Raw genomic sequence first — 16,863 nt, forward strand, 5'->3', positions numbered from 1 at the left:
TACAGTGCAGTCGCGAGGGTCTCCAGGTTTGTCGTCACAAACGAACCAACGAGACCCTCGCTTTATGCACCCGAAGACATCGGACTTACTCGTCTAGGCGTCCTCGCCGCCCTGTCCGCCGGCCGGCGGGCCGCCCCAGTGGAAGAGGGCCATGGCCACGCTGGTGGCGAGGTTGTAGCTGGAGACCTGCGGGCGCATGGGCAGGGAGACGAGGTGGTCCGCCCGGTCGCGGAGCTCGGGTGAGATCCCGTGGCGCTCCGAGCCGAAGGCGAGGAGGGCGTCGTCCGGGAGGGTGAGGGTACGGATGTCCACGCCCTCGGGGTCGAGCGCGTAGAGCGGCCCGGGCGGCAGCTCGTCCAGCGCGAGGCGCTCGACGGTGGTGGCGTAGTGCAGACCGGCCCCGGCCCGGACCACGTTCGGGTGCCAGGGGTCCAGGTCGCCGCGCGTCACCACGCCGGTGGCGCCGAAGCCGGCGGCGAGACGGACGACGGCGCCGACGTTGCCGAGGTTGCGGGGGTTGTCGAGCACCACGACGGGCGCGGACCTGGGCATCCGCCCGAGCCCGGCGAGAGCGGCCGCGCGGTCGGGACGTACGGCGAGGGCCGCGACGCCGGTGGGGTGCACGCGGGGGAGCAGCTCCTTGAGGCCGGCCCGGCGCACCAGCCGGGCCACGTCGGCCTCCACGTCGGGAGCGAGCTCGGCGGCGAGCGCGCGGACCGCGGCGGGGTCGTCCGCGAGGGCCATGCGTACGTCGGCGCCGAAGCGGAGGGCGTGCTTCAGCGCGTGGAACCCGTCGAGCAGCACAAGATCCGCCCGCCCGGCGGCCTCCCGCCACTCCCGCACGACCTCTTCAACGCTCTGACCTTCACTCATCCCCCGACCCTACGGTCTCCGGGGTGTGCCGCTGCGCGCGCCGATTGCGCCGGGCCTTGTACCGCTGCGCGGAGCCCTCCCGCCGCGCCATCCAGCCCCTCCGGCGCTTGAGGAGCGGGGTTCGGGGCGGAGCCCGGTCTTTCAGCCCGTCCGGCGCTTGAGGACCGGGGGTGTGGGGGCTGGCCCCCGGCAGCGGCGCCGCGGGCGGTGTCAGCGTTGGACCGGCTCGGGTTCGCGCGGTGCGGGGACCGGCTCGGCGGCGGGCACGGCGCGGCCGGACCGCACGGCGGCCGCGCGGACGCCGAGCCACACCAGGAAGCCCGTCGGCAAGAACACCGCGTCGGCGGCGATCATCGCCAAAGAGAAGAACGGCAGCCCCAACAGCACCGCGATCCCCACGTGCTCCAGCATCATCACGGCCAGCAGCACGTTCTTGATCCGCCGGTTGAACAGCGTGAACGGAAACGCCACCTGCACCGCCACCGTCCCGTACGACAGCAGCATCACCAGCGTCCCGCTGCCCGCGACCAGCGCCGACAGCCCCGGCCACGGGGTGAAGTAGTCCAGCCCGAGCGGGTAGTACAGCGCCGTACCGTCCTGCCATCGCGAGCCCTGGATCTTGTACCAGCCCGCCGTCGCGTAGATCAGGCAGACCTCCGCCATGATCACCAGCAGGCCCGCGTTGTGCAGCAGGTTGGCCAGGACGTCCAGGACCGCCCGCCCCTCGCCCTCCGGATCACGGCGGTCCACCAGCCACCACAGCCCGCAGACCACCCACACCGCCGCGAAGGCGGCCGGCCAGCCGTAGCCGGACTCGCCGGTCACGGTCCCGTACGCGAACACGAGCCCCAGCACGCCCCACAGCACCGGCCCGGCGGCTCCCGCGCAGGCCGACCCCTGCAGCCGGGCCCGCCGCGCGTCCAGCGACCACACCTGCGCGCACCGGGTCAGCACCAGGTAGATCGCCATCAGGTGGATGACGTTGTCCCCGCCGTCTCCCATGAACACGCTGCGGTTCTGCAGCGACAGCACCCCGACCATGAACACCACGGACGTCGCCCGCGTGCGCCAGCCCAGCAGCAGCCCCACGCTCGCCAGCATCGAGACGGCATAGACGATCTCGAACCACAGCGTCGAGTCGGACCACATCAGCACCGTGAAGGCACCGTTGGAGTCGGTCAGCCGCTCCGCGAGGCGCCAGCTCCACGGCCCGTCCGGCCCGTACAGCTCCGCGCGGTTCGGGAACTCGCACAGCAGGAAGAACAGCCAGGTCCCGGCGAAGCCGATGCGCACCACGGCGCTCTGGTAGGGGCCGAGCGCCTCTCCGGTGACCTTCGCGGCCGCCCGGCCGAGCACCGCGCGGGCCCGCCTCACACCGTCCACCACGGCAGCTCCCGGTAGTAGGTCTGGGTGTCGGTGGTCTCCGTGCTCCACTCCGGCGCGGGCACCGCCGTCGTCGCCGAGCGCAGCTGGATCCGCAGCATGTGGCCGCCCGGGTGCCGCGGGGAGAGCCGGTTCACGGCGATCCGCCGCAGGTACTCCTCGGACAGCTGGCCGCGATCGCCGGTGGGCTTGTTGTCCTCGTCATGGGAGCCGGTGAAGAAGTCCCAGGCCCGGCGCAGCTCGTTCTGCCGGATGTGGCTCGGCAGCAGGTTGTGCCGGATGGCGGCGGTGTCCTCGGCGCTCAGGTCGCGCCAGTCGGTGGTGATCAGCTCGCCGCCGGAGGTGCGCACCTCCGCGCGCGCCTCCACGGCGATGTTCTGCTGGAGCGGGTTGGGGGCGAAGAGCTTCCAGTTCTGTTCGAACTCGGGATAGATCCAGCTGTCGATCGTCCGCGCGTGCTGCTTGCTGACCGTGTTGGACGGGGCCACGTGCAGGAAGACGAGTGCGAGGTGCGCGCACGCCGCCACGGCGACGGCCCCCAGGGCCAGGGCCGTCACGACCCGGTACGGGGTGGACAGACCGGCCATTCCGGGCGCCCGGGGCGGTGGCGGAACGGCCCCTTCGGCGAGCTCGTGCCCGTTCGAATCCATCCCGCCCCGATCGTCCGGCGTCCACAGGGTTGACCACAGAGGTTGACACCCTACGGGCCGCCGTCTCACCATTGAAGCGGATGAACCGAACGATCGGTCGGTCGGGCGGACGGCAGACACTGACAAGGGGCCGGAATGGTGGCAGTGACCCCGGAGACGGGACCGGACACGGCCCTCGGGGCAGACAGGACGGACGGGACTGGCATGACTGCTGACCTGGGCGCACAGCTCGCGGCGGCGTTCGACGCTGCCGTGGCGGCGGACGAGCGCGTGGAGCCGCGCGACTGGATGCCCGACGAGTACCGCGCCTCCCTGGTCCGTCAGATGGCACAGCACGCCCACTCCGAGATCATCGGCATGCAGCCCGAGGCGAACTGGATCACCCGCGCGCCCTCGCTGCGCCGCAAGGCGATCCTGATGGCCAAGGTGCAGGACGAGGCCGGCCACGGGCTGTACCTCTACAGCGCGGCCGAGACGCTCGGCACCAGCCGCGACGAGCTGCTCGACAAGCTCCACTCGGGGAAGCAGAAGTACTCCTCGATCTTCAACTACCCCACCCTGACCTGGGCCGACGTCGGCGCGATCGGCTGGCTCGTGGACGGCGCGGCGATCACCAACCAGGTGCCGATCTGCCGCTGCTCCTACGGGCCCTACGCCCGCGCCATGGTCCGGATCTGCAAGGAGGAGTCCTTCCACCAGCGCCAGGGGTACGAGCTGCTCCTCGCCCTCTCGCGGGGCACCGAGGCCCAGCACGCCATGGCGCAGGACGCGGTGAACCGCTGGTGGTGGCCCTCCCTGATGATGTTCGGCCCGCCGGACGACGAGTCGGCGCACTCGGCACAGTCGATGGCCTGGCGGATCAAGCGCCACTCGAACGACGAGCTGCGCCAGCGGTTCGTGGACATCGCCGTCCCGCAGGCCGAGTCCCTCGGGCTGACCCTGCCCGACCCGGACCTGAAGTGGAACGAGGAGCGCGGGCACCACGACTTCGGGGCCATCGACTGGTCGGAGTTCTGGGACGTGCTCAAGGGCAACGGCCCCTGCAACGAGCAGCGGATCGGCCAGCGGCGCACGGCCCACGAGGAAGGCGCCTGGGTGCGCGACGCCGCCGCGGCGTACGCGGACAAGCAGGCGGCAAGGCAAGCGGCGGAGCACGCCGAACAGAACGAGGAGGCACGGGTATGACGCAGAACTGGCCCCTGTGGGAGGTCTTCGTGCGTTCGCGCCGCGGCCTCTCGCACACGCACGCGGGAAGCCTGCACGCCCCCGACGCGGAGATGGCCCTGCGCAACGCCCGCGACCTGTACACGCGGCGCGGCGAGGGCATCTCGATCTGGGTGGTGCCCTCCACCGGGATCACCGCCTCCTCGCCGGACGAGCGGGACCCGTTCTTCGCCCCGTCCGCCGACAAGCCGTACCGGCACCCCACCTTCTACGACATCCCGGAGGGGGTGAGCCACCTGTGAGCGGCACCGACACCACCGGCGTCGGCACGACAGGCACCTCCGGCACCCCCGTCGCCGCGGCTCTCGCGCTCGGCGACGACGCGCTGGTCCTCTCCCACCGCCTCGCCGAGTGGGCGGGGCACGCCCCCGTCCTGGAGGAGGAGGTCGCCCTCGCGAACATCGCCCTCGACCTGCTCGGCCAGGCCCGCATCCTGCTGTCCATGGCCGGCGACGAGGACGAGCTGGCCTACCTGCGCGAGGAGCGGTCCTTCCGCAACCTCCAGCTGGTCGAGCAGCCGAACGGCGACTTCGCCCACACCATCGCCCGCCAGCTCTTTTTCTCCTTCCACCAGCACGAGCTGTACGGGGAGCTGGCCCGCGGCGACGGCCCGTTCGCCCCGCTCGCTGCCAAGGCCGTCAAGGAGACCGCGTACCACCGCGACCACGCCGAGCAGTGGACCCTGCGGCTCGGCGACGGCACCGAGGAGAGCCGGCGCCGCATGCGGAACGCCCTCGACGCCCTGTGGAAGTACACCGGGGAGATGTTCCAGCCGGTGGAGGGGCTCGACGGCGTGGACTGGGCCGCCCTGGAAGAGCGCTGGCTGGCCGCGCTGACCGGCGTGCTGGAGCGGGCCGGTCTCGCTCTGCCCGAGGGGCCGCGCACCGGTGCCTGGGCCGCCGGCGCCGGCCGGCAGGGCCTGCACACCGAGCCGTTCGGCCGGATGCTCGCCGAGATGCAGCACCTGCACCGCAGCCACCCGGGGGCGTCATGGTGACCGCCGACGCCGGGGTGACCCGCCTGGAGGCGGAGCTGGCCGAGCTGGCCGGTTCCGTCCCGGACCCCGAGCTGCCCGTCCTCACCCTCGGCGAGCTCGGCGTCGTGCGCGGCGTGCGGATGCACGAGGACGGCCACGCCGAGGTCACCCTCACGCCCACCTACACCGGCTGCCCGGCCATCGAGGCCATGTCGGCGGACATCGAGCGGGTCCTGACCGGCCACGGCATACCCGAGGTGCGGGTGACCACCGTGCTGGCCCCCGCGTGGTCGACCGACGACATCAGCGCCGAGGGCCGCCGCAAGCTCGCCGAGTTCGGCATCGCCCCGCCCCGCCCGCACGCGGCCGGCGGGCCGGTCCCGCTCACCCTGTCGGTCCGCTGCCCGAACTGTGGATCGACCGACACCGAACTGCTCAGCCGGTTCTCCTCCACCGCGTGCAAGGCGCTGCGCCGCTGCGTCGCCTGCCGTGAACCGTTCGACCACTTCAAGGAGCTGTAGATGGCCGCCCCCCGCCACGGCGCGTTCCACCCGCTGACGGTGGCGGCAGTCGACCGGCTCACCGACGACTCGGTGGCGCTGACCCTCCGGGTTCCCGCGGAACTGCGCGAGGAGTACCGGCACGCCCCCGGCCAGCACCTGACCCTGCGCCGCACCGCCCCCGAGGGCGGCACGGAGGTCCGCCGCACCTACTCGATCTGCTCTCCCGCCCCGGCGCCGGACGGCCCGGGCCCGGCGGAGCTGCGGGTCGGGGTGCGGCTCGTGGAGGGCGGGGAGTTCTCCACCTTCGCCCACAAGGAGATCGCCGCCGGGGACGTCCTCGACGTCATGGTCCCGGCCGGCCGGTTCGTGCTGGAGCCCGCCGCCGCCCCGGCCTCGGGGCACTACGCGGCGATCGTCGGCGGCAGCGGCATCACTCCCGTGCTGTCCATCGCCGCGAGCCTGCTGGCCGCCCGCCCCGACGCCCGCTTCTGCCTCGTGCGCAGCGACCGTACGGCGGCCTCGACGATGTTCCTGGAGGAGGTCGCCGACCTCAAGGACCGGTACCCGGCGCGGTTCCAGCTGGTGACGGTCCTCTCCCGGGAGGAGCAGGAGTCCGGGCTGCCCTCGGGGCGGCTGGACGAGGAGCGACTGGCCGCCCTGCTGCCCGCGCTGCTCCCGGTGGCGGAGGTGACGGGCTGGTTCCTGTGCGGCCCCTACGGTCTGGTGCAGGGCGCCGAGCGCGCCCTGAGCGGCCTCGGCGTCGTACGGACCCGGGTGCACGAGGAGATCTTCCACGTCGAGGAGGTCACGGCGCCGGCCCGCACCGCGGCCTCGGCGGCCGCCTCGCACGGGCGGGTCACCGCGCGGCTCGACGGACGCTCCGGCACGTGGCCGGTCCAGGACGGCGAATCCCTGCTGGACGCGGTGCTGCGCAACCGTGCGGACGCCCCGTACGCCTGCAAGGGCGGGGTCTGCGGCACCTGCCGGGCCTTCCTGGTGTCGGGCGAGGTCCGGATGGACCGGAACTTCGCCCTGGAATCCGAGGAAACGGAGGCCGGATTCGTCCTGGCCTGCCAGTCGCACCCGCTGACGGAGGAAGTGGAGATCGACTTCGACCGCTAGGGAGACCCAGTCGGGAGTTCCCTCCGGGATTTCCTCTCGGGGAGTTCCGCTCCGGGAGTTCCGCTCCCGGAGTTCCCCTCCCGGAGTTCCGCTCCGGGAGTTCCCCTCCGGGAGTTCCCCTCCGGGAGTTCCTCTGTCCAATTTCCAGAACGTGTTCTATCTTGACGCACCGTCAGACCTGAACGCGCGCGGGAGGACAGGCAGTGGACTTCACCTTCACCGAGGAGCAGCAGGCCGCCGTCGAGGCGGCCAAGGCCGTGTTCGCGGACGTCGCACCCGACGGCGTGCCCAGCCCCGCGCTCACCCCGGGCGCCGTCGCCGACGACTTCGACCGCCCGCTGTGGGCCAGGCTCGCCGGATCCGACCTGCTGGGCCTGGTCCTCGCCGAGGAGCACGGCGGCGCCGGCCTGGACGCCATCGCCCTGTGCCTGGTGCTGCGCGAGGCGGGCCGGGTGCTGGCCCGGGTTCCGCTGCTGGAGCACTGCGCCGCCGCCATGGCGGTCCAGGCCCACGGCAGCCCCGAACTGGCCGCCGCCCTGCTGCCCGGCGCGGCGCGCGGCACGCTCGTGCTCACCGCCGCCGCGCACGGCCGCTCCGGCCACGACCCGGCCGAACTCGCCGTCACCGCCCGCCGCGAGGACGGGGCGTGGATCCTGGACGGCACGCAGACCACCGTCCCCTGGGCACAGAACGCCGACTGGATCGCCGTACCGGCCCACACCGGCGAGGGCGATGCCGTCCTCGCGCTCGTCCCGCGCACCGCCGAGGGCCTCGCCCTCGCCGAGCAGGTCTCCACCAGCGGGGAGCGGCTCGCCGAACTCGCCCTGGACGGCGTACGGGTGGAGGCCGCCCACCTCATCGACACCCCGGGAGCCTGGGAGCGGCTCCGCCAGCTCCTCGCCACCGGCACCTGCGCACTGGCCCTCGGGCTCGGCGAGAGCGTCCTCACGATGACCGGCCAGTACACCGGCAAGCGCGAGCAGTTCGGCTTCCCGGTGGCCACCTTCCAGGCCGTCGCCGTCCAGGCCGCCGACCGCTACATCGACCTGCGCGCCATGGAGGTCACCCTGTGGCAGGCCGCCTGGCGGCTCGACGCCGCGACCGGCGGCGCCGGCGGTCCGCTGCCGAGCTCCGGTGACGTCGCGGTCGCCAAGATCTGGGCCTCGGAGGGCGTGCGCCGGGTCGTGCAGACCGCCCAGCACCTGCACGGCGGCTTCGGCGCCGACACCGACTACCCGCTGCACCGCTACCACGCGTGGGCCAAGCAGCTGGAACTCCAGCTGGGCCCGGCCGCCGCGCACGAGGAGGCCCTGGGCGACCTGCTGGCCGCCCACCCCCTCGGCTGAGCGGGACTACAGCACGAAGGCCGGGTTCCCGTTGTCCGTCACCATCGGGCGCCCGGCACCGTCCCAGGCCTGCATCCCGCCGTCGACGTTCACGGCGTCGATCTCCTGGCGCACCAGGTACTGGGTGACCTGCGCGGAACGGCCGCCGACCCGGCACATCACGTACACCCGGCGGCCGTCCTCGACGGCCTCCGTGAGCTCACCGAAGCGGGCGACGAAGTCGCTCATCGGGATGTGCAGGGCGCCCTCGACGTGGCCGGCCGCCCATTCGTCGTCCTCACGGACGTCAAGGACAAAGCCTTCGGAGGGCACCGCGGCGGCGTCCACCGAGGGAAGCGGTCCGAAGTTCATACGTCGCCTTCTCTCATCGCAGATGGTCCTTCCAACCTATCCGACGGGCACGTTCGGCCCCGCCGGCACGGCCCGCCCGCTCACTCCGCGGCGAGCGCCGCCGCCAGCTCCGCCTCGCGCTCGGACACCTGCGCCAGCAGCTGCTCCGCGATCTCCTCCAGCAGCCGGTCCGGGTCCTCGGGCGCCATCCGCAGCATCGACCCGATCGCGCTGTCCTCCAGCTCCCGGGCCACCAGCGCCAGCAGCTCCTTGCGCTGCGCCAGCCACTCCAGCCGGGCGTACAGCTCCTCGCTCTCGCTCGGCGCGGCCGCCTCCGGGGCCGGTCCGGCCGCCCACTCCTCGGCCAGCACGCGCAGCAGCTCCGCGTCGCCCCGCCCGTAGGCGGCGTTGACCCGCGCGATGAACGCGTCGCGCCGCTCCCGCTCCGCCTCCTCCTGGGCGAGGTCGGGGTGCGCCCGGCGGACCAGCTCGCGGTACAGGCGGCGGACCTCCTCCGTGGGCCGCACCCGCTCCGGCGGCCGCACGGGCCGGTCGGTGAGCATCGCGCCGGCGTCGTCGGAGATCCCGTCCGAGCCCAGCCAGTCGTGGAACAGCTCGTCCACGCCCGGCATCGGCATGACCAGCGAGCGTGCCTCCCGGGCCCGGCGCAGGTCCTCGGGGTCCCCGCTGCGGGCCGCCTTCGCCTCGGCGATCAGCGCGTCCAGCTCGTCGAGCCGCGAGTACATCGGGCCGAGCTTCTGGTGGTGCAGGCGGGAGAAGTTCTCCACCTCCACGCGGAAGGTCTCGACCGCGATCTCGAACTCGATCAGCGCCTGCTCGGCGGCCCGTACGGCCCGCTCCAGGCGCGCCTCGGGGCGCTCGTCCGAGTGCTCGTCGGGGCGCGCCTCGGGGCGCTCCTCACCGGTGACGGAGGAGTCGCCGGAATCACCGGGGACTGTCTGCTCGGGCTGCTCGGTCTGCTCGCTCACCCGGCCAGCCTACGGCCCGCCCGCGCGGGCGATACCCCCACCGGGGCTTCCCCCCGGCGCCGGCCGGGGGGAGGGACACCGGCCGCCGCGCGGCGGCCCGACGCCGTACTAGACCCCGGGCTCCGCGGCGATCCGGCCCGCCCGCACCGCCGCCACCAGGTCGGCGTGGTCGGCCTCGGTCCGGTCGGCGTAGGCCACCGCGAAGGCCGCCATCGCCTCGTCCAGCTCCTCGTTCTTGCCGCAGTAGCCGGCCAGCAGCCGCGGGTCGGCGCTGTGCGCGTGCGCCCGGGCCAGCAGGGCGCCGGTCATCCGCCCGTAGTCGTCGATCTGGTCGGCGGTCAGCGCGGCCGGGTCCACGCTGCCCTTGCGGTTGCGGAACTGCCGGACCTGGAACGGCCGGCCCTCCACCGTGGTCCAGCCCAGCATGATGTCGGAGACCACCTGCATCCGCTTCTGCCCCGCGACCACCCGGCGGCCCTCGTGCTCCTCGGGCGGCGATACGAAGCCCAGCGCGGGCAGGTGCGGCAGCAGCACCGAGGGCCGGGCCTCCTTCACCTGGAGCACCAGCGCCTCGCCCCGGTGGTCCAGCAGCAGCACCACGTACGAGCGGGTGCCGACGCTCCCGGTCCCCACCACGCGGAAGGCCACGTCCTGGATCGCGTACCGGGCCAGCAGCGGCAGCCGGTCGCCCTGCAGCGTCCTGAGGTAGGGACCGAGCGAGGCCGCCACGGCCGCCGCCTCCCCGTCGCCGACCCGGCGCAGCACGGGCAGCGCGTCGACGAAGCGCAGCCCGCCGTCCGGCCCCGTCCGCGTGGACTTGGCGGCGAACCGGGCGGAGGTGTTGTTGCGGGCCTTCTCCGAGACCCGCTCCAGCGTGCCCAGCAGGTCCCGGGCGTCGGTGTGCGAGACGAGTTCCTCGTCCGCGATGGCGTTCCACGCGTCGAGGGCGGGCAGCTTGGCCAGCAGCCGCATGGTCCGCCGGTAGGCGCCCACCGAGTCCAGCGCGGCCGCCCGGCAGGTGCCCTCGTCCGCGCCGGCCACCCGGCCGGCCAGCACCAGCGAGGTCGCCAGCCGCTTGACGTCCCATTCCCACGGGCCGAACACGGTCTCGTCGAAGTCGTTCAGGTCGATGACGAGCCGCCCCTGGGCGTCCCCGTAGAGGCCGAAGTTCGCCGCGTGGGCGTCGCCGCAGATCTGCGCGCCGATCCCGGTCACGGGGCCGCCCGACAGGTCGTGGGCCATCAGCCCGGCCGCCCCGCGCAGGAACGCGAAGGGGTTCGCGGCCATCCGGCCCACCCGTATGGGAGTCAGCTCGGCGACCCGCCCCGCGTTGGACTCCTCCACCGCCCGGACCGCGTCCGGCCGCCCGGCCGGCGCCGCGAAGCCGGCGTGCGCCGACCGCGGCACGCGCACGCGCAGCGCCCTGCCCTCCGCCTTGGGCGAACCCGCCGCCGATCGCGGCGCGAAGCCCGCCACGTCCGGAATCCGCTGCCCCGCTACCGCCGCCATCGGCGCCGCCCCCACCCGTTCATCGATCGTTTCTCGAACGGGCTGACCGTATCTACAGCCCGGCGTCCCTGGCCAGCAGTGCGGCCTGGACCCGGTTCTCGCAGCCCAGCTTCGCCAGAATGCGGCTGACGTACGTCTTCACGGTCGCCTCGCTCATGTGCAGCCGCCGGGCCGCTTCCGCGTTGGACAGCCCCTCGCCCAGCAGCGCCAGCACGCCGCGCTCCCGCTCGCTCAGCTCCGCCACCTGCCGCCGGGCCTCCTCGCCGCGCGCGGCGGCCTTCCCCGACGCCAGCTGGTCCACGACGTGCCGGGTGGCCCCCGGCGAGAGGTACGCGTCCCCGGCCGCGGCGGCCCGGACGGCACCGATCAGCTCGCCCGGCGCCGAGTCCTTCAGCAGGAACCCCGCGCCGCCCTGGCCCAGCGCCCGCAGCACGTTCTCCTTCTCGCCGAAGGTGGTCAGGATCAGCGCGCGCACCTCCGGCGCGGCCCGCCGCAGTTCCGCCAGCGCCGTCAGCCCGTCCATCACCGGCATCTGGATGTCGAGCAGCATCACGGCGGGCGCGTGGGAGCGGGCCAGTTCCACCGCCTCCCGGCCGTTCGCGGCCTCCGCGACGACCTCGATGTCCGGCGCCGAGGTCAGGATCATCCTGATCCCGGCCCGGATCAGCGGCTCGTCGTCGGCGATCACCACGCGGATCACTTCGGCTGTCACCCGTGCTCCTACTGCTTGACCTCGTAGACCTGCTTGTCGACGAGCTTGCCGTCCTGGAAGCAGAACCGGAAAACCAGGTCCGTGCCCCAGCTCCCCGACGACTCCTCGGCCAGCAGGGCCAGGCACTCCGACCCCGGCGGCCTGGCCGGCCCCTTGCGCACCGCTCCCGCCGTCATGAAGCTCTCGCCGCTCGGCAGCCGGTCGCGGACGGACTGCTCCGACTCGCCCACGTGCACGGCGTCGTACTCGTCCCGGCCGATCATCGCGTCGCCCGCCGAGTCCACCAGCAGCACCACTCCGGCGCCGAGCACGATCACCAGCAGCACCACCGCCGCGAAGGCGATCCCGCAGCCCACCGCGACGCCGCCGGTCCGGCTGCGCACCCGTACGGCCAGCTCCTTGTCCACCGCCGCCCAGTCCATCGGCTGCTCCCCGGCCGGCGCGTGCGTCTGCGCGTGGGCCCGCTGCCCGAAGTCGTCGGCCACGTCCTCCACCCCGGCCGGCTCGGTCCCGTACGGGAGCACCCCGGCCACCCGGAACCCGCCGCCCTCGGTGGCGCCCGCGTGCACCATCCCGCCGACCAGCCGCGCCCGCTCGCGCAGCCCCGTCAGACCCTGCCCGCCCGAGACCACCCCAGGGTCCGCCGGACCGGCCGCCGGACCGTTGGCGATCTCCACCACCAGCGAGTCGTCCTCGTACCGCAGCTCGACGGCGATCGGCGCACCCGGAGCGTGCTTGTACGCGTTCGTCAGGGCCTCCTGGACGATCCGGTACGCGGCGTGGTCGCACGCCGCGACCAGCGGCCTGGGCTGCCCCGACGTGGTCAGCCGTACGTCGGTGCCCGAGCCGCGCGCCGCCTCCACGACCCCCGGGATCCCGGCCACGCCGCGCGCCGCGGGCTGGGCCTCCTCCACCGGCGCGGGCGCCTCCACGCCGTCGCGCAGGATGCCGACGACCTCGCGCAGTTCGTGCATCGCGGCCACCGAGGCCTGCCGCAGCACGCCCACCGCCTCGCGCTGACGGCCGGTGAGTTCCGGATCCACCTCCAGCGCCCCGGTGTGCACGGAGATCAGGGCGAGTTGGTGCCCCAGGCTGTCGTGCATGTCCTGGGCGATGCGCTGCCGCTCGCGCAGCCTCGCCTGCCCGGCGACCATGGCCCGCTCGCGCAGCAGCTGTCCGTTGCGCTCGTGGAGCGCCCGCAGCAGGGTGCGCCGCTGCGACCAGTACCGGCTGGCCAGACCCGGCATCACGATCATGGCCAGGAACATCAGCGTGGAGAACACGATCACCAGCACCGGCTGCATCTGCGCCGACTGGTCCGCCACGCTGGCACCGACCGCCGCGACGAAGGCCAGCGCGAAGGCGGCCACCGCCCGGCCCACCCCGACGATCCGCCGCCCCGCCGACCAGGCCAGCAGCGGCGTGATGAAGAACGTCCCCGGGAGGAGGGCGCCCACCGCCGAGGCGACCACGAGCGCGGTCCCCGGCAGCCGCCGGCGCATCAGGGTCAGCGCCACCACGACCACGGAGCCCGCGAGCATCCGCGGACCGGACCCGTCACTGAGCTCGTCGACGCCCAGCCCGAGGACGGCCAGCACCCCGCCGACCGCCAGGTCCGTCGCCAGCATCCGCCGGGTCCACGGCTCCGGCCCCCTCAGCCAGTCCCATCCCGCCCGCGTCTTCGCCTTCACATCCACCCGCCCGACCCTAGACACCCGTCCCCCGCCCGACTGCCCTCTTTCGTCGCCCCCGTCCCGACGAAAGTCGAACCTGGGCGGCGACTTCGACGACGTGTCCTGGATCACCCCCGGCACGGCGGCAGAAGTCACCGGGGGAAACAGAAGTGACGGGGAAACACGAAACGGCCGTCACCGCTTTCGCAGTGACGACCGTCTCGTCGATGTGGGCGAGGGGGGATTTGAACCCCCACGTCCCGAAGGACACTGGCACCTGAAGCCAGCGCGTCTGCCGTTCCGCCACTCGCCCGAGCAGCGTCCCAGTGGTTCTTCCCTTTCGGGCCGTTCCCCTGGCGACGTCGAAACATTAGCACGGTGAGCGGGGTGGTTTGAAATCGCTTTCCCGCCGCCCCCGCAGCCCGCCGTGGACGGCCCCTCCCGCACTCCGCTCCCGGTGCGGGACACTGTTCCTGCGACGCCCCTACGATCCCTTGTGAGGACCAACACTCGTCCTCACAGGAGCGACGGGGAACCACTGGAATCTGCCACGCGTGGATACGATCAGTAAGCAGTACAGGGCGACAACGACGGAGGAGGTGCCCCATGGGAGTTCTGAAGCGGTTCGAGCAGCGACTCGAAGGTCTGGTGAACGGCACCTTCGCCAAGGTGTTCAAGTCCGAGGTCCAGCCGGTGGAGATCGCCGGAGCCCTCCAGCGGGAGTGCGACAACAACGCCACCATCTGGAACCGCGAGCGGACCGTCGTCCCCAACGACTTCATCGTCGAGCTCAGCGCCGGTGACTACGACCGCCTGAGCCCCTACTCCGGGCAGCTCGGCGACGAGCTCGCGGGCCTCGTCCGCGACTACGCCAAGCAGCAGCGCTACAGCTTCATGGGCCCCATCAAGGTCGACCTGGAGAAGGCCGACGACCTCGACACCGGGCTCTACCGGGTCCGCAGCCGCACCCTCGCCTCCAGCACCTCCCAGCCGCAGGCAGGGCCGGCCTCACCGCAGGGCGGCTACGGCTACCCGCCGGAGAACCAGCCGCAGGGCGGATACGGCTATCCGCCGGTCGCCGCCCCGCCCATGCCCAGTGCACCGCCGCCCGGCGGCGCGGGCCCGCGCAGGCCCGCCCCCGGCGGACCCGCCGGACCGGCGCCCGCGGCCGGCTCGGGCGGCCCCCGGCGGCACTGGATCGAGATCAACGGCACCCGCCACCAGATCTCGCGTCCCACGCTCGTACTCGGCCGAAGCACGGAAGCCGACGTGCGGATCGACGACCCCGGCGTATCCCGCCGGCACTGTGAGATCCGGACCGGAACGCCCTCGACGATCCAGGATCTCGGGTCCACCAACGGCATCGTGGTGGACGGGCAGCACACCACCCGCGCTACGCTCCGCGACGGCTCGCGGATCGTCGTGGGCAGCACCACCATCATTTACCGGCAAGCCGAAGGGTGAAGCGGGGGCAATGTCAGAGCTGACCCTGACGGTCATGCGGTTGGGTTTCCTAGCCGTTCTGTGGCTGTTCGTCATCGTGGCCGTCCAGGTCATCCGCAGCGATCTCTTCGGGACGAGAGTGACCCAGCGCGGCTCCCGCCGCGGTGGGTCCACGGGCGCCCCGCAGCAGGCGGGCCGCCAGGCCGCGCCTCCGCAGCAGCGCCAGCGCCGCGGTGCGCCCACCAAGCTCGTCGTGTCCGAGGGCACCCTCACGGGAACCACGGTGGCCCTCGCCGGCCAGACGATCACGCTGGGCCGCGCCCACGACTCCACGATCGTGCTGGACGACGACTACGCGTCCAGCCGCCATGCCAGGATCTATCCCGACCGTGACGGCCAGTGGATCGTCGAGGATCTCGGGTCCACCAACGGCACGTATCTCGACCGGACCCGGCTGACCACCCCGACGCCCATTCCGCCGGGCGCACCGATCCGCATCGGCAAGACCGTCATCGAGCTGCGGAAGTAGTACGAGAATGAGCGAGCGGAGCGAGCGCGCGACGGCGATCCGTCCCACCGTGGACACGGACACGCGCGCGCTCCCGACCGGAGGGTGGGCAGTGTGGCTCGAGACCGGTTGTACCCGGAGCCGACCGGCGAGGTGCGCATGAGTCTGTCCCTGCGGTTCGCCGCCGGATCACACAAGGGCATGATCCGCGAGGGGAACGAGGACTCCGGCTACGCCGGCCCCCGTCTCCTCGCGATCGCCGACGGCATGGGAGGCCAGGCCGCCGGCGAGGTCGCGAGCTCCGAGGTGATCTCCACCCTCGTGCAGCTCGACGACGACGTCCCGGGCTCCGACATCCTCACCTCCCTCGCCACCGCCGTGCAGCGGGCCAACGACCAGCTGCGCGTCATGGTCGAGGAGGACCCCCAGCTCGAGGGCATGGGGACCACCCTGACCGCCCTGCTGTGGACCGGTCAGCGCCTCGGCCTCGTCCACGTCGGCGACTCCCGCGCCTACCTGCTCCGCGATGGCGTCCTCACCCAGATCACCCAGGACCACACCTGGGTGCAGCGCCTCGTCGACGAGGGCCGCATCACGGAAGAGGAAGCCACCACCCACCCGCAGCGCTCCCTGCTGATGCGCGCGCTGGGCAGCGGCGACATCGTCGAACCCGACCTCTCCATCCGTGAGGTCCGGGCCGGCGACCGCTACCTGATCTGCTCCGACGGGCTCTCCGGCGTCGTCTCGCACCAGACCCTGGAAGAGACCCTCGCCGACTACCACGGCCCCCGCGAGACCGTGCAGTCGCTGATCCAGCTGGCGCTGCGCGGCGGCGGACCCGACAACATCACGTGCATCGTCGCCGACGTCCTCGACACCGACAGCGGCGACACCCTCGCCGCCCAGGTCAGCGACACCCCGGTGGTCGTCGGCGCGGTCGCCGAGAACCAGCACCAGCTCTTCGACGGCGGCAACGCCATGCAGACGCCGGCCGGCCGGGCCTCGGGCCTCGGCCGCCAGGCCCCGCCCCCCGCCGGTGCCTTCGGCCCCCCCGGCAGCGGCGACGCCCCCGGCTACGGGTACTCCGAGCAGGGCCAGCGCGGCGGCGGTTACGGCAGCTTCGGCGAAGCCGACGGCTACGACGGCGACTCCGGCTACGAGGACACGTACGACCACCCCCGCAGGCGCCGCAGCAAAGGGCGCAAGTGGACCACCCGTACGCTGATCCTGCTCATCGTCATCGGCGTCATCGGCGGCGGCCTGTACGCCGGCTGGCGCTGGACCCAGACCCAGTTCTACGTCGGCAAGAAGGGCGAGCACGTCGCGCTCTTCCGCGGCATCAGCCCGAAGCTCGGCCCGCTGGAGCTCTCCAAGGTGGAGACCGACCGCCCCGACATCGAACTGAAGTACCTGCCGCCCTTCAAGCGGAAGCTGGTCGAGGCCACCATCAGCGAAGGCAGCCTCGACGTCGCCAAGAGGAAGCTCGACGACCTCGGCGTCCAGGCCTCCGCCTGCAAGAAGGACGAAGAGCGCCGCAACGCCGAGGCGCAGAACACTCCGACACCCGGTCCCAGCCTGACTCCCGAGGAGCAGCAGCTGGTCGGCCTGTGCGGGAAGTAGCA

Annotated in this window: 17 protein-coding genes and 1 tRNA gene; 9 read left to right on the forward strand and 9 right to left on the reverse strand. The window is 73.0% G+C overall.

What is annotated here, in order from left to right; genetic code table 11:
- Nucleotides 1–93: 93 nt before the first annotated feature.
- The 3 genes from IF88_RS0104720 to IF88_RS0104730 all read right to left on the reverse strand — a co-directional run bounded on the left by IF88_RS0104720 (nucleotide 94) and on the right by IF88_RS0104730 (nucleotide 2,906).
- Nucleotides 94–873, reverse strand: a complete 780-nt coding sequence (locus tag IF88_RS0104720; RefSeq protein WP_030707575.1) for a TrmH family RNA methyltransferase — start codon at nucleotides 871–873, stop codon at nucleotides 94–96.
- 210 nt (nucleotides 874–1,083) lie between these two features.
- Nucleotides 1,084–2,247 (reverse strand): HTTM domain-containing protein, encoded by a 1,164-nt coding sequence (locus tag IF88_RS0104725; RefSeq protein WP_051836516.1) that lies wholly within the window; start codon nucleotides 2,245–2,247, stop codon nucleotides 1,084–1,086.
- On the reverse strand, nucleotides 2,244–2,906 hold the full coding sequence (locus IF88_RS0104730) for a DUF5819 family protein (protein WP_234323439.1): 663 nt from the start codon (nucleotides 2,904–2,906) through the stop codon (nucleotides 2,244–2,246). Before IF88_RS0104730 ends, IF88_RS0104725 begins: the two co-directional genes overlap by 4 nt.
- A 135-nt stretch (nucleotides 2,907–3,041) precedes the next feature.
- Here IF88_RS0104730 and paaA point away from each other — a divergent pair, with 135 nt between their 5' ends.
- The 6 genes from paaA (at nucleotide 3,042) to IF88_RS0104760 (ending at nucleotide 8,077) form a co-directional block, all read left to right on the forward strand.
- Nucleotides 3,042–4,091: a 1,2-phenylacetyl-CoA epoxidase subunit PaaA gene (gene paaA, locus IF88_RS0104735; protein WP_030707582.1), complete on the forward strand. Its 1,050-nt coding sequence runs from the start codon at nucleotides 3,042–3,044 to the stop codon at nucleotides 4,089–4,091.
- Nucleotides 4,088–4,372, forward strand: a complete 285-nt coding sequence (gene paaB, locus IF88_RS0104740; RefSeq protein WP_030707584.1) for a 1,2-phenylacetyl-CoA epoxidase subunit PaaB — start codon at nucleotides 4,088–4,090, stop codon at nucleotides 4,370–4,372. The genes paaA and paaB overlap by 4 nt, the downstream gene beginning before the upstream one ends.
- Nucleotides 4,369–5,127, forward strand: coding sequence for a 1,2-phenylacetyl-CoA epoxidase subunit PaaC (paaC, locus tag IF88_RS0104745; RefSeq protein ID WP_030707586.1), 759 nt, complete (start codon nucleotides 4,369–4,371; stop codon nucleotides 5,125–5,127). The genes paaB and paaC overlap by 4 nt, the downstream gene beginning before the upstream one ends.
- Entirely contained in the window at nucleotides 5,121–5,627 is a 507-nt protein-coding gene (paaD, locus tag IF88_RS0104750) for a 1,2-phenylacetyl-CoA epoxidase subunit PaaD (protein WP_030707587.1), read from the forward strand. The genes paaC and paaD overlap by 7 nt, the downstream gene beginning before the upstream one ends.
- Nucleotides 5,628–6,731 carry a 2Fe-2S iron-sulfur cluster-binding protein gene (locus IF88_RS0104755; RefSeq protein WP_030707588.1) on the forward strand — a complete coding sequence of 368 codons (1,104 nt, stop codon included), beginning with the start codon at nucleotides 5,628–5,630 and terminating at the stop codon, nucleotides 6,729–6,731.
- 203 nt (nucleotides 6,732–6,934) lie between these two features.
- A complete protein-coding gene (locus tag IF88_RS0104760) occupies nucleotides 6,935–8,077 on the forward strand; it encodes an acyl-CoA dehydrogenase family protein (RefSeq protein ID WP_030707589.1) in 1,143 nt (380 codons plus the stop codon).
- A gap of 6 nt (nucleotides 8,078–8,083) precedes the next feature.
- Here IF88_RS0104760 and IF88_RS0104765 read toward each other — a convergent pair whose 3' ends face one another.
- The 6 genes from IF88_RS0104765 to IF88_RS0104790 all read right to left on the reverse strand — a co-directional run bounded on the left by IF88_RS0104765 (nucleotide 8,084) and on the right by IF88_RS0104790 (nucleotide 13,603).
- Nucleotides 8,084–8,428: a rhodanese-like domain-containing protein gene (locus IF88_RS0104765; RefSeq protein WP_030383866.1), complete on the reverse strand. Its 345-nt coding sequence runs from the start codon at nucleotides 8,426–8,428 to the stop codon at nucleotides 8,084–8,086.
- 80 nt (nucleotides 8,429–8,508) lie between these two features.
- Entirely contained in the window at nucleotides 8,509–9,270 is a 762-nt protein-coding gene (locus IF88_RS0104770) for a hypothetical protein (protein ID WP_107050477.1), read from the reverse strand.
- Between the two features lie 234 nt (nucleotides 9,271–9,504).
- Complete coding sequence (locus IF88_RS0104775; RefSeq protein ID WP_030707593.1) at nucleotides 9,505–10,905, reverse strand: DUF2252 domain-containing protein; 1,401 nt, start codon at nucleotides 10,903–10,905, stop codon at nucleotides 9,505–9,507.
- A 52-nt stretch (nucleotides 10,906–10,957) separates the two neighbouring features.
- On the reverse strand, nucleotides 10,958–11,617 hold the full coding sequence (locus IF88_RS0104780; RefSeq protein ID WP_037805511.1) for a response regulator: 660 nt from the start codon (nucleotides 11,615–11,617) through the stop codon (nucleotides 10,958–10,960).
- 8 nt (nucleotides 11,618–11,625) lie between these two features.
- Complete coding sequence (locus tag IF88_RS0104785; RefSeq protein ID WP_030707596.1) at nucleotides 11,626–13,314, reverse strand: sensor histidine kinase; 1,689 nt, start codon at nucleotides 13,312–13,314, stop codon at nucleotides 11,626–11,628.
- Between the two features lie 206 nt (nucleotides 13,315–13,520).
- A tRNA-Leu gene (locus tag IF88_RS0104790) sits at nucleotides 13,521–13,603 on the reverse strand.
- Between the two features lie 293 nt (nucleotides 13,604–13,896).
- On the opposite strand from IF88_RS0104790, the gene IF88_RS0104795 reads away from it, so the two are divergent.
- From IF88_RS0104795 to IF88_RS0104805, 3 genes are all read left to right on the forward strand, one after another.
- A complete protein-coding gene (locus IF88_RS0104795) occupies nucleotides 13,897–14,754 on the forward strand; it encodes an FhaA domain-containing protein (RefSeq protein WP_030707599.1) in 858 nt (285 codons plus the stop codon).
- 10 nt (nucleotides 14,755–14,764) lie between these two features.
- A complete protein-coding gene (locus IF88_RS0104800) occupies nucleotides 14,765–15,262 on the forward strand; it encodes an FHA domain-containing protein FhaB/FipA (protein WP_030707601.1) in 498 nt (165 codons plus the stop codon).
- A 138-nt stretch (nucleotides 15,263–15,400) separates the two neighbouring features.
- Nucleotides 15,401–16,861 (forward strand): PP2C family protein-serine/threonine phosphatase, encoded by a 1,461-nt coding sequence (locus IF88_RS0104805; RefSeq protein ID WP_037805523.1) that lies wholly within the window; start codon nucleotides 15,401–15,403, stop codon nucleotides 16,859–16,861.
- Nucleotides 16,862–16,863 lie beyond the last annotated feature (2 nt).

Source organism: Streptomyces sp. NRRL F-2580, assembly GCF_000720115.1.
GTDB lineage: Bacteria > Actinomycetota > Actinomycetes > Streptomycetales > Streptomycetaceae > Streptomyces.